Origin of the sequence: Neolewinella persica DSM 23188 (assembly GCF_000373105.1) — a bacterium.
Taxonomy (GTDB): Bacteria; Bacteroidota; Bacteroidia; order Chitinophagales; family Saprospiraceae; genus Neolewinella; species Neolewinella persica.
This window is the reverse complement of sequence record NZ_KB890416.1, coordinates 88,398-102,067: the sequence shown is the minus strand read 5'-3', so window position 1 is coordinate 102,067 and position 13,670 is coordinate 88,398. Positions and strand designations below refer to the sequence as shown.

Annotated in this window: 6 protein-coding genes; 5 read left to right on the top strand and 1 reads right to left on the bottom strand. The window is 53.8% G+C overall.

The window, feature by feature from the left end; translation table 11 throughout:
* The first annotated feature begins 422 nt into the window (after positions 1-422).
* The 3 genes from B036_RS0104030 (at position 423) to B036_RS0104020 (ending at position 9,384) form a co-directional block, all read left to right on the top strand.
* Positions 423-7,574 carry an Ig-like domain-containing protein gene (locus tag B036_RS0104030; protein WP_020567403.1) on the top strand — a complete coding sequence of 2,384 codons (7,152 nt, stop codon included), beginning with the start codon at positions 423-425 and terminating at the stop codon, positions 7,572-7,574.
* A gap of 5 nt (positions 7,575-7,579) precedes the next feature.
* Positions 7,580-8,527 carry a PorP/SprF family type IX secretion system membrane protein gene (locus tag B036_RS0104025; protein WP_026231671.1) on the top strand — a complete coding sequence of 316 codons (948 nt, stop codon included), beginning with the start codon at positions 7,580-7,582 and terminating at the stop codon, positions 8,525-8,527.
* Between the two features lie 119 nt (positions 8,528-8,646).
* Positions 8,647-9,384, top strand: a complete 738-nt coding sequence (locus B036_RS0104020; RefSeq protein ID WP_020567401.1) for a hypothetical protein — start codon at positions 8,647-8,649, stop codon at positions 9,382-9,384.
* A 112-nt stretch (positions 9,385-9,496) separates the two neighbouring features.
* On the opposite strand, the gene B036_RS0104015 is transcribed toward B036_RS0104020, so the two are convergent.
* Positions 9,497-9,793: a DUF3817 domain-containing protein gene (locus tag B036_RS0104015; protein WP_026231670.1), complete on the bottom strand. Its 297-nt coding sequence runs from the start codon at positions 9,791-9,793 to the stop codon at positions 9,497-9,499.
* A 514-nt stretch (positions 9,794-10,307) separates the two neighbouring features.
* On the opposite strand from B036_RS0104015, the gene B036_RS0104010 reads away from it, so the two are divergent.
* Positions 10,308-11,471 carry an acyl-CoA dehydrogenase gene (locus tag B036_RS0104010; RefSeq protein ID WP_020567399.1) on the top strand — a complete coding sequence of 388 codons (1,164 nt, stop codon included), beginning with the start codon at positions 10,308-10,310 and terminating at the stop codon, positions 11,469-11,471.
* A 143-nt stretch (positions 11,472-11,614) separates the two neighbouring features.
* On the top strand, positions 11,615-13,330 hold the full coding sequence (locus B036_RS0104005) for a hypothetical protein (protein WP_026231669.1): 1,716 nt from the start codon (positions 11,615-11,617) through the stop codon (positions 13,328-13,330).
* The last annotated feature ends 340 nt before the right edge of the window (positions 13,331-13,670 follow it).

The following is a 13,670-nucleotide window of genomic DNA, read 5'->3' as shown; positions in this document are numbered from 1 at the left end:
GGCGAGGCCGCAGGTGCAAGGAAAGGGACGAAAGAAGCAGGGCGTGAAGGCTTAGGGGGCTACTTAGTGCCCCCTTGCTCCTTTTACGTAATTTATGCACCTGCGACCGCGCCAAAAATCAAAAAGTGCGCACAGGCTGATGTTAAAGAATACTGATAGTAGGCAATAAAGCGGACGAAAACCCTTCTGAAGCAAACCTTCCGGCTTTAAAGAAACTCATATCCCTCCGGCCCTCGTATATTTGCCTAAGCTAAGCGGACAATTCCCCCACCGCCTTCTACAAACCGATTTTAAGTATAATCCCAATGAAAATTAATAACACTCTGCGTCCTGCGGAGGCAGACTTGAGCACGATAACGTAGCTCAATTCTCCCCACCATAGTTTCCCTTTTCGTTTTTATCGTTCGTAATCTCCCCACGGCATGAACCGTACCCTACCCCTTTTTACTTTCCGGCACCGCGTATTGCACTATGCTGCCGCATTGTTAATATTATTGTCCGTTTCTTCACTCAACGCTCAAGCTGGGCTGGTGATGTTTATTGACGAAGCTCCTGCCGACGAAACGGTGGCATGCTTTGGCGATGTGAGACAACCGCCCAGGTTGCGGGCAACCCGTTTACTGACTCCGGGAATATTCGATACGGTTTCAGTAACCGCCATTGATAGTTTCAGCGCGCCAAACGCACCCTGCGTTGGCGGTAGCGTTTTCCATATCTGGGAGATTAACGGCCGGATCAATTCCGACCGGGAAGTACAACAGGTTAGTTTTGGCCCTGCGCCCAATGGCGATGGCCCAACCATTGATGTAAGTACGTTACCGCCCCTTCGTGATTCCGTAGATTGCCTGAACATAAATGAATCAGGCCACCCAGACAGCTACGACCGCTGGCTTGGTGACCGCAGAATAGCCGTTTCAGCAAGAGCTCAGGCTGGCTGTTCTCCACTGGTATCCGTTGATGACGATGCCCCCGACGCCTTAATAAACTTTGCCTGTAACGACTCCCTCACCGTCACCTTTACCGTTACTGACCTTTGTGGAGGCATGGCTTCCGTGGAGTTTGCTTACATCTCGGTTGATACTACCGCACCATTCTTCGTTGGGATTGTTCCTGATACCATCGTACTTAACTGTGGAGAAGCCATCCCACCTGTTCCCGATATTTCTCTGATCGAGTGCGATACGATGCCAATGACGACTTACTCGGAGACGAGTTCTCAGGTAATGGACGGCAGTTGCCAGCAATATGAATTTAATGTAGAACGTACCTGGACAGCAACGGACCGCTGTGGAAATTCCACGATCATCCGCCGGAGATACGAGATAAGAGATACTGAAGCACCGGACTTTACCCGCCCCTTCAACATCAACCTCACTTGTCTGGAAGACCCTTTCGATCTGGACCTCACCGGCAGACCGTCGGAATTAAGCGATGATTGTTCACCGGACGAAACATTGGTAGCCACTTTTGTTGACCAAGTCATCGGTGCTGGGGTTTGCCAGAATAGCTTCGATGTAGAACGAACCTGGACGGTTACGGACCTTTGCGGTAATAGCCGGGTCAGGGTGCAGCAAATTCGGGTTCGGGACAACGTCCCGCCAAATTTCACGCCACCGGCTAATAACGTAGTGGTAAGCTGCGAAAACTACCTCAACACCGAAATTACCGGCCAGCCCTTTAACCTTAACGATCAGTGTGACGAAACCGTCAACCTCCGTTTCGAGGACGAAATATCTCCCGGAGCCTGTGCTAATAATTTTACGGTAGCGCGAGAGTGGCGAATATTTGACGACTGTGGCAACAGCCGCTCGTTTACCCAATCGCTCATCGTAGTAGACACCACCGGCCCCGTATTAGTTACGGCACCGACCGACCTGCTGACCAGTTGCAATAGCGGCCGTCCTCAGGAGTTCGTCTTCAACAGCTGGGTACAGAACCTGGGCGGCGCCCGCTTCATGGATGGTTGTTCTCCGGAAGGCAGCCTCACGATTCGCCTGGTTGAAACCGGAACGGAAAACTACCCACTGCTGCCGCCAATCATTTGTCAGCAGGCAGATGGCAGCATACGGCGTTTATCGGTAGATATTATCGTGTCCGACGAGTGCGGCAACAGCACGACGACCACCATGCAGTACCGGCAGACAGATGAACAGCCCATCAATATATTCGACTGCCCGGAAAGCCTGCAGGTCAGCACTGATGACGGAGCCTGTGTTGTCAACGTTGGATTGCCTCCTCCCACCATTCAGGATCAATGTTCCTCGGGGACACCTTTCCAACTCAATCTCCGGGATACCGTAGCCATCACCAGTCAGGCGATGAATCCAGGTCAGCTGGGCTCCGTACCGGTTGATCCTTTGGTCTTCCATCTCGAAATCCCCGACGCACTGCCGGTGAACGGATTTACTACTGGTATTTTCACCATTACCCTGGAAAATGTCGACGCGGAAGGCGAAGATGAATTCTTCTTTATTTACGCAGAAGACGGTGCCCTGCTGGGCACTACCGAGCGAGGCACCGTGCAATGTGAAACCGTCGTTACGGTGGACAGCATCACCCCCTTCCAGTTCACGCGCTACGCACGTGATGGCGTGATCAGTATTCGGCTGGAGCCAAACATCCCTGCTGGTCGGCCCGGCACTTTCGCCATCAACAACCTCTGCCAGGGGGGCAGTGTTGCCCGCATTCATCTGCGCCAGGCAGCCTTCCGCTTAACGGAGATCGTTTATGAAGTCGACATCGACGGGGCTGGCTTCAATCGCGTAGACCCTGTCGATTCTTTATTTACTTCATTGGGAGTGGGCCTTCATCAAATTACCTATCGGGCAACCGATTGTGGCGGTAGTTCAGATGAATGCAGTTATACCATTACCGTTGAAGACCGGGAGCCCCCCGTAATTACCTGCCCCGACGACGTAATTCTTTATGCTCCGGCAAATTCATGTGAGGTGTTTTTGGCGGTCCCCCTTCCTACCAGCATTACGGACAACTGTGCCCCTTACACCATTACGTCCGAGCGAGTACCATCCGGAGGAGGCCTGGCATTCTTCCCGTTCAACTACGATCCTAACCTTAATAGTTTTCAGGCGCAGCCCATCGATCTGCTACTGACCGATATACCTCCTAACATCACCGACAGTATTGACCTCGACGTTTTCTACGTAGGCACTTTCAATAATCGGCGGGCAGTGATGGAGGTCGTCTTGCCTGATGGTACAATCCTCGATACAACGCACCGGGGAGGCGCGACCTGCAACCAGCAGGGCGTTCTAAGTATTCGGGTTTCCGCCGAAGAAGTCCTGGCGCACCTTGATGCTGACAACCAGCTGCCGCTACAACTCCGGCCACAGCCCGTCACGGTTCCTCCAGGGCAGGAAGGTGATGGGATTACTCCTTGCAACGAAGACAACATTGAGGAAGAGGGCGGCGACGACGGAATTTCCGGCGTATACGTCATGGCGACCTACCGGACCCTATTCCTCAATTATTTTTCGGAAGGAGCTACCACAACCCCACTGTCCAGCACCACAGAACTTAACCCCATCCCTGAAATCACCTTTGGTCTCGGCGTTACCGAATTTTCCTACCTGGTGGCAGACCCCGTTGGTAATGCAGATACGTGTACCTTTCTGGTAACGGTGAGGGACACCATGGCTCCTACAGCTGTTTGTATCGCTACCACCATTTTCGTGGACCCCTCTGGCCTCGATGAGTCAACGGTAAGCCCTGAAACCATTGGTGGAAACAGTACCGACAACTGCGCTATAGACTCTATGTGGATTTCACCTTCTGTATTCAATTGTGATCAAACGGGACAGACACAGACCCTGACCCTGGTTGTAATAGATGGAAGTGGTAATCAGAGCTCCTGTAGCACCATTGTAAATATTGCACCTAGTCCACCAGTTCCTACTGCAACGACAACATTGTGTGGTGGAGACACCCTACGGCTTTTTGCTAACCCACCAACCATCGCAGCTCCAGGCCAGACCATTTACACCTACCAGTGGTTTGACCCGGACGGCATGTTGATCAGCACTCAGGAAAACCCGGTGATCCCCGGCGTAGATGAAAGCCGGGAAGGTGCCTATCGGGTGGTTATTCGCGGACTCACCGGTTGTGAAGGCGAAGGTGTCGTTAATATCGATATTGGTAATATTCCAACAGCCCCCGTCATTACAGCCCCACAGCGAGTATGCCTTGGGGATAACGCCATCCTTACCTCCACTTCGAATTATGCTGGCCTGATCCGGTATGAATGGTTCAGGGGGCAACCCGGCGCTGGCACGCTCGTAGGAGAAAGCCCAACGGCCTCCTTTGGCGCACCATTTGCCAACGGACAGACATCCGGTAATTTTTACGCCATCGTGTACGTAAATGGCTGTGCCTCTCCTCCCTCAAACGTTGTAGTAGTAGGCACGACGGAACGCCCTGAAATCAGCCTTGAAGACGATACTGCCATAGTCTGTGAGCTGAGTGAAGTGACTTTTTCTGCTCAGGGGCAAGCTTCCTTAGCGTACCGCTGGACGGGCCCCAACAACTTTACCAGTGCGGGACAAAGCATTACCCTCACCGATATTCAGCTCGAAAATGCCGGCACTTATTACGTACAGGCCATCCGTTCAGAAGGATGCTTCAGTTTACCTGATTCCGTAACCCTCACGGTTCTACCCGCAAGTGCACCGACTACATTGGAGGCTGTTTCCGCTATTTGTCTGACCGATACGCTGGTCCTTTCGGCGGCCGATACCGATGGTAATCGGTATTTATTCTCTGGCCCCAACGGACTGGAGTTTGACCTCGATGAGCCAACACTTCGGATTGCTCCGGTAGTGCCAGCCGTAGAAGGACAATGGACCGTCCGAATTCAGCGCGGGGCATGTCCTTCCGCTCCAAGTCCGGCGATTACGGTGACAATTGGCGCCAGTCCTCTGGTTCAGCTAACGGCCTCCCCTTCACCCATTTGTGAAGGCAATGATGTAATCCTTCAAGCCAGTAGCGACATTACCGGAGCTACGTATGAGTGGCGGGGACCAAATGGTTATTTTGCCACGGGTATTGCTCCGGTGATACAAAACGCCATGATGTCTGACACCGGCAACTACGTCCTGCGGGCAACTGCTCCGAGTGGCTGTTATTCAGAAGCTACCCTTCCAGTAAGAATCTTACCTGGAATCGTCATCAACTCTATCGATGTGTCTTCCGGCAGTTGCCTCAGTGGAGGAGAACCCGTAAGTCTTGCGGCTTCCATCAGTCCTTCATTAACCAACGGCGAGGTTTACACCTACCGCTGGGTCGGGCCAGAAGGTACCAGTAGTAACGACACCTTCAATATCCCTAACGTCAGCCTGGCCTCTAACGGGACCTACAGGTTAGAGGTAATGAATGATACTGGTTGCGTATCGCCCAGGTTTTCCATGGAAGTGGAATTCGATTTTGCCCCTTCCGCGCCAGTCATGCCTTTCACAGAGTCCGGAGAAACGGCCATTTGTGCCGGAGAAGGACTCGAACTGTTTACCAATGACTTCGGAAATGACGTCACCTACCTTTGGCGGCTTCCCGACAACACCAATATTCCGACCAACCAAAACAGTTTACGGCTGGAAGACATAGGGCCGGTACTTTCCGGTGCCTTTACCGTTCGGGTGATCCGGAATGGATGTACTTCTTTGCCATCACCAGCACGCATTATCACGATCACTCCGTTCCCTGCCATCACGGTCATGGCCGATGACCCAGCTTGTGCCGGCCAACCCATTAATTTCCAGGCTACGGATCTTCCGGGAGCCACCTATTCCTGGCGGGGCCCCAACAACTTCAGCTCAAGTCTTCCCAACCCTACAATTGTCCGGGCTGCGCCACAAACCCATGCTGGCACCTACAGTGTGGTCGCGACCATCGCGGGGTGTTCTTCAGACACGATGTCAATAGAAGTAAACGTATTACCTACACCGGGCGTCCCTGTAGTTCAACCAATCGCTCCGATATGTATCAGTGACGACGATGCGGTGCTTAATTTGGTCGTAAACCCCAATACGGCTACCGAAGGAGCAACCTACCAATGGTTTATCCAAAACGGACAAGTTCCCGTCGGTGAACCAACTACGAGCCTGTCTCTCCAGGTGGCCGATTTCGGGCTATTTGCCGGAGGCGGACTATTTGAGTTCAGTGTTCAAGCTGACCTTAACGGCTGTAGCAGCGCTACCTCTACTCCGGTTACCATCCGGCTGGACGAAATTGATACTAACTTTCAACCTGATGCAGGGCGGGATACCGTCATCTGTGCCGGACTGTACCTACTGCAAGCAGCTGCCGGTGGCACCGGGAGTGGCCGTTGGAGTATAGTAGAGGGCAACGGAGATATTAACATCATCAATCCGACTTCCCGTACGACCGCCGTACAAGGGCTCACCGAATTCGGCGGACCGTACCAGTTTGCCTGGACGCTCTCCAACGGCAGTTGCCTCAACTACGCCGCAGATACGGTGATGCTCACCGTAACCGATGGAGAAGAGGCTCTGGCTGGCGATGACGTTCTTGCCTGCGCCCGCGAAGAAGTTCGCCTTAGCGCCACTACGGTAACCTTCCCCGGTAGTGGTGGTCGTTGGAGCCAGGCATTAGCTCAGGAAATCCTGGGGGTAGTCATTGCAAACCCAACTGATCCCAATACCGTCATCAGAGGCTTACAGCCCAATAATATTTATTCCTTTACCTGGACAGTAACCAGTAATTGCGGCGTCAAATCTGATAACGTATTGGTTACGATCAGCGATCCGTCTCCATTTGCAGGGCCTGACCAGGTTGTTTGTTCCGGTAACCGCCGAACGGTGCTTGCCGCCGACCAGGCGACCATCGGCTCCTCCGGCAGGTGGAGTACTCCAGACCCTGACATCACAATTGTTGATGCCGAAAGTTCCACCACTATGGTCATCGGACTTGTGGCTGGAGACAACACTTTCATCTGGGAAGTAGATGAAGGCTTTTGTAACGAGCTTTCCCGTGATACCGTTATCATCTCCTACGTCGAACCTCCCCAACCGCGAGACGACGAATACGCGGTAGACTTTCAGGGCGGAACCACCTTCGAGCCAGGAGAGAATGACAATAACCCCGCAGGTGCAATTATCACTTTCATAGATGTGCCTCCGGGTGCAGTTATTACCGACAATGGTGGCGGCAGCTTCTCCTTCGTCTCTCCCATAAATTTTGTGGGAGAGCTGGCAGTTGACTATGAGGTGACCAGTGATGGCTGTACGACCGCAACGGCTACCGTATTCTTCCAGATAGGTAAAGGCATCGATTGCGTACCACCCAATATTTTTACCCCCAATAACGATGGGATGAACGATGCCTTCGTGGTGCCTTGTCTTATCGATACGGACCGTTTCCCCAACAGTGAGGTTACGATCTATAACCAGTGGGGAGACGAAGTATTTCGGAGCGGCCAACCTTATCTCAGTGATTGGGATGGCACCTTCCAGGGAAGCCCACTACCAGTAGCCACCTATTTCTACACCATAACCTTCGGAGACGGGCGTGAGGGCGCTTCCGGCTCGGTCAGAATTGAACGTTAATCGCCATGAGGAACTTTACCAGAATTCTCACCTTTCTCTTGTTGACCTCCGGTGCTTTATGGGCGCAGCAAGATGCACAGTACACCCAGTTCATGTACAACAAACTGGGTTTCAACCCGGCCTTTGCCGGCGCTGTGGAATCCACCAACTTCCAGGTCGCTGCGCGCCAGCAGTGGCTGGGTTTGGACGATGCGCCAACGAGCCAGGTGGCCACTTTCAACACGCCCCTGACCTCGGCAGGCACCGGTGTGGCTGCCCGGTTCAGCCGGGTGACAATTGGGCTGGAGCAGCAGTACAATATCGAAGGAAGCTACGCTTACCGTTTTGCGCTGGGCCGGGGAACCCGGCTGGGGCTCGGAATTTCCGCATCGGCCAGGTACTTTAACATCGAGTACGGGCGCGCAACGCCAACGCAAGGTGGCGGAGTTGACACCGCGATTCCCGGCGCAACGGAATCACGGGTAACGCCTAACTTCGGTGCGGGGCTTTACATCGACGGACCGGCCTACTACGTCGGCATCAGTGTCCCCCGTTTGCTGGAAAGTGATATTGACCTGGGGGCAGAGGAGGGCATCATCTCCCGCGAAGCCCGCCACTTTTACTTTATGGGTGGGGTGAAACTACAGCTGTCCGAAAAACTGGCTTTAGAGCCTCAGTTCCTGGCAAAATACGTGGCTGGTGCTCCTTTTGACGCCGACGTTAACCTCACGGCTCATTTAGGCCAAAACCTGTTCACCGGAGTTTCCTACCGCCTGGGGGGCAACGGCGGAGGTGAAAGCGCCAGCGTACTTGCCGGCCTCTATCTCTCCGAAAACCTATCAATGTGCATGGCCTATGACCTGGGGCTCAGCGATCTGAAGGGAGCTCAAAACGGGAGTATCGAGTTGGTGGTAGGCTACAGTCTGGGAGGTCGCAGCAACGGTAGTCAAGTAGTTGACCCCAGGAATTTGTAATTGGCCGTTGGTGGTTACTGATTAGTAATCCGGGGGCGCGGCCGCAGGTGCAAAGTAAGGGTTAAGGGCAAAAGAGGTAAGGATGTGGTTACCGCATAGTTATCCTAACTTTGTCCTCCATGAACCTTCCCTGCACCCGCGTCCCCGCCCTGATGTCATTTCTCTTCTTAACCATCCTTCTCACTGGCTGCAATGCCGATCGTGACATACGGGATTACTACTTCCCGGCACGCGAGCTGACCACTGGCCTGGTCTATGCCTACGAAAACATCGGCACCCTGCCCGGACCGGAAATCGACTATACCTACTATCTCGGAGTTGACGTTGACACCGCATTATACCTGAGTGTCACCCAATATTCTCAGTTCCTGGAACCTAAGCAACAGAGCCGTCAGGAAATAAAAAATGACGGTGTTTACCTGCGGGAGATCACCCTGCTACGCCCGGATACGAGCGGACCATCCTTGCCAATGCCCACGACGCTGATCCACGACCGGGCGTTCCCCTTTTATCTAAGCGACGAAGCTACCGAAGCCTACGGCTACCGACTCAGCTTCACTGACCCGGACCGGCCCCAAACCCTAACCTACGTGACGATGAACCGGCGCTTCGAAAGGGACACGACCATTGAAGTACTCGGAAAAAACTATCCCGGATTGCTATTCAGCCTGGAGGGGGAAGTCAGCCTGAGGGATACCGAAGAAGGTGATATCAGTCCTCAGTTTACCGGTTACGAAATTTACGCCAAAGGGCTGGGCCTGGTAGAACACAAACGTGAACTTGGCAGCGGTGCTTCCCTTGGCGGGCGGCTACAGGAACGGTTGACCATGGAAGATTTTCTGGAGCGGGTCAGGTAGTGAATGGGAGAATTAGTGAATGGGAGAATGTCTACCGCTGTAACCACTTACTGCGCTGCGCTTATTCGCTGAGGTGAGCGAACGGTGCATGCGATAGCTATTCATTAATTCACTACTCGCGGAACAACTTCCAGTCTGCCCAGAAAGTCCCAAATGGAATAATCGAGGCCAAAAGTCCCAGGCCGATCACTTTCCAGTTCCATCCTTTATTGAGACCTACGGCAACCACCAGGTAGCAATAGCCAATGAACAAAAAGCCGTGGGCCATCCCGATGATCTTGTTGGGCTGCGGCTGGTCGAAGTAATATTTCAACGGCATGGTAACGAAGAGAATCAACAAGAAAGAGACCCCTTCGACGAAGCCGAGCACGCGAAGACGGCCCAACTGGTTTTTCAGTAATTCTGTCATGGCGCGAAGGTCGTAATACATTCGCCCGCATTCGTCAGCGGGATGTAAGGCGCTGAAAATAATACCTAAAAAGGACCCTGAGTCAATAAAAAATGGTTAATCAGCAGGGTATCTATCTCAAACGGTAAGGGTTTGGGATACAGTTGACCGCCGGTCGGTAGCTCAGCGCCATACTATTCCCAAACCACTTAATGATGAGTATAGCTACCTGTCGACACCAATCCTGATCAGGTGGCAGTAAGCCGCTGTTGGTTGCCGGTGTGATTGAATATTACAGCGGCTGGGGTGAAAACCGGTCTATCCCATTAACCTTCCCTGCACCTGCGGCCCCGCCCCCACCTCTGAAGGATCGGCGAAGTGCATCAGCACCGCTAAACCTGACCAGCACCAGACAATTTCCAGGCGAATTTTCGCTAACTTCGCGGCCGATTACCTAACCAGTAATCCATTAGCCCTGAGTTGTCGATAACCCGAAAATTTGACAACCAGAATAATCAGATAATTTGCCCCGACCATGAATTTCTCCCTCAACGAAGAACAACTTGCCGTACGTGAAGCCGCCCGTGATTTCGCGCAACGTGTCCTCAAACCTGGTGTTATTGACCGGGATCGTGACATGATCTACCCTACCGATGAAGTGAAGCAGATGGCGGAACTCGGTTTTATGGGCATGATGGTCAGCCCCGAATACGGTGGCGGCGGAATGGACAGCCTCAGCTACATCATCGCCCTCGAAGAATTATCTAAAGTAGACAATAGCTGCTCCGTGATCATGTCCGTCAACAACAGCCTTGTCTGTTACGGCCTGGAGCACTACGGTACTGAAGATCAGAAGCAAAAGTACCTGACCAAACTCGCTACCGGCGAATGGATCGGTGCCTTCTGCCTCAGCGAACCAGAAGCTGGTTCTGATGCCACCAGCCAGCGTACCACGGCCATTGACATGGGGGACCACTACCTCCTCAACGGTACCAAAAACTGGATCACCAACGGTGGCACCAGCCAGGTTCACCTCGTGGTGGCTCAAACCGACGTCGACAAAGGGCACCGGGGCATCAACTGCCTCATCGTCGAGACCGATTGGGAAGGCGTTACCATCGGCGCTAAAGAAGACAAGTTAGGTATCCGTAGTTCCGACACGCACACGATCATGTACAATGACGTGAAGGTGCCTAAAGAAAACATCATCGGCGAAGACGGTTTCGGCTTCAAATTTGCGATGAAAACCCTCGCTGGTGGCCGGATCGGCATCGCCGCTCAGGCCCTCGGTATTGCCGGCGGTGCCTACGAATTGGCGACCGCCTACAGCAAGGAACGGGAAGCCTTCGGCAAGCCCATCAGCCAGCACCAGGCCATCGCCTTTAAGCTGGCCGATATGGCCACCGACATTGAGGCCGCCAAAATGATGGTGTACCGCGCCGCGTGGCTCAAAGACGAGGGCAGAGACTTTAACCAGGCTGGCGCTATGGCCAAACTCTTCGCCAGTTCCGTTGCCATGAAACACACCGTAGAGGCCGTGCAAATACACGGTGGCTACGGCTTCGTCAAAGAATACCACGTGGAGCGTCTGATGCGCGACGCCAAGATCACCCAGATCTACGAAGGTACCAGCGAGGTGCAAAAGATTGTAATCAGCAGGGGACTGCTGAAGGGAGAGCTTTACGTGGAGACGGAGTAATTGATGCTATTGGACCATTGGAGCTGTTGGTCTACTGGTGCTATTAGTATCTTGATGCTGTTGGACCGTTAGCTCGGTAGCCAATAGATCAACAGCTCCAACGTGCGGCAGCCCAATAGACCAATAATACCAATAGACCAATAGTGCCAACAGACCAACAGATCAATAGACCAATTACCTGGCGCGTTTGGGCCGCGATTGTCGCCATCACCCTAGGTTACACCTGGTTTTATTATCAAAAAATGCTGTCCGGGCCACTCGTCATCAACGACGACATGGTGCAGCATTATCTTTGGTTGTTCGTTGACCATTTCGAACTCAATTGGAAGGATACTTTTTACGCTGATGCTTCCGCTGCCATCCAGCCGCGCGGTTTTTACTGGCTGTTAAAGATATTGGGCCTGATACTCGATCCCGTTACCATTTCCCGGGCGGGGCCGTTCCTCATTTCGCTGCTGACGGTCGGCTTCGGGGTTGCTTTACTGCGTCGTTACACGCACGTTTTAATCGCTTTGGCGGGTTGCTTACTGGCCGTTCACCTGGGCTTTCATTCCAGTGTCGGCTTCGTGGCACGGGCATTTTTCATGCCACTCATCCTTGCCTTTGCGTACTTCCTGATCGGAAAGGAACAGCCTTGGGGCGTAGCTGCCACAGCACTATTTTCGGCCCTCTTTTACCCGCCGGCCCTACTGCTCAATGGCGGTATTTTCGGTTTGTACAAGTTGGGACAACTGATTATTTGGGGGCGCGGCCGCAGGATGCACAGCAAGGTAAAAGAAGCAGAGAAGGCCATTTCGCCCTTCAAGTACTGGTACGTTTACCTACTGGGCTTCGGCCTGGCCCTTGTGGTCGTTTGGCTGCACGCGGAACGGGTGGCGGAGCACCCGTCCCTCGGCGGTTACCTTGAGCGGGTAAAGCTGATCAGCTGGCCGGAGTTTCGGTCCGGAGGCCGGGTGGGCATTCAACACGCCGTTAAGGGGGATGTACCTTCACTGCTCCGGTACCTCCTGCCAGCCAATTTCCATTCCCCGTTCGGCAATTGGTTTCCATATCTCTTGCTGGCGCTGGCCGGAGGTTTGTCCATCCTGCACCGCCGCCGCATCGGACAATTAGGCTGGTGGTTATTGGCTTTTGCCGGCGTGGCGGTGGCGTGGTACTTCATCGCCCGCCAACATTTCCCCCTGCTCTTTTTACCCGATCGTTACCTGATCTACCCCTGGCGCTTGTGGACACCAATGATTCTGACGCTGATAGCCGCCGGAATCTGGCTTTTCCAACCCAAAACCTGGCTGGCCGTATTGCTGGCTGCGGGTCTGCTCGGCTACGGCTATTACCGTCAGACGCCAGACCAACTCCCGACGACCACGCAGGAGGGCCGGGACCAACTTTTCGCCGCCATCAACGCCCTGCCCGAAGCTAGCCTGATCGCCGTTACGCCCAACCTTGCCGATCAGGTCCCCGTCTTCGCCCACCGCAATGTCTTCATCAGTAATGAGTCCGCCCACGCTCTCTACTTCAAAAGCTACCACGACTACCTAATGCCTCGTTTCCACGACTTCATGACGGCCTACACCACCACCGGAGACAGCCTCAACAACGTCGTCGAATTCATGGATAAGTGGGACATCGACCACCTGCTAATCGACCGTAAACAACTCCGCGAGGGCTGGATTCGCACCTTCGAGCCCCACCTGGCTTACTTCAACAAACGCATTGAAGGCACCGACCCGAAAGACCGCACCTTATTACACCTCCCTGATTCGATGGGCGTGCTGGTCCAAAACCGGCTGCACTTAGTCTCCCGAGACGACTTGGCTTCCCTTACCCCAACAGACCCCGTAGGGGTCAACCCTGAATAACCCCGGATGAAGAAGCTGGACGCAGTCCGCTTCGTAATCCGGGGGGGGGAAACGCAGGCCAGCAACAAGCCCCTCGCCTCCCAACAGACCCCGTAGGGGTCAACCCTGAATAACCCCGGATGGAGAAGCCGACGTAGTCCGCTTCGTAATTCCGGGGGGGGGAAACGCAGGCCAGCAACAAGCCCCTCGCCTCCCAACAGACCCCGTAGGGGTCAACCCTGAATAACCCCGGATGGAGAAGCTGGACGCAGTCCGCTTCGTAATCCGGGGCAAGCTAATCCCACTCGGCCGCAACGCGGCGGCCCTAAGCACGGCCAGCCCCGTGCCTCAACTCACCCCT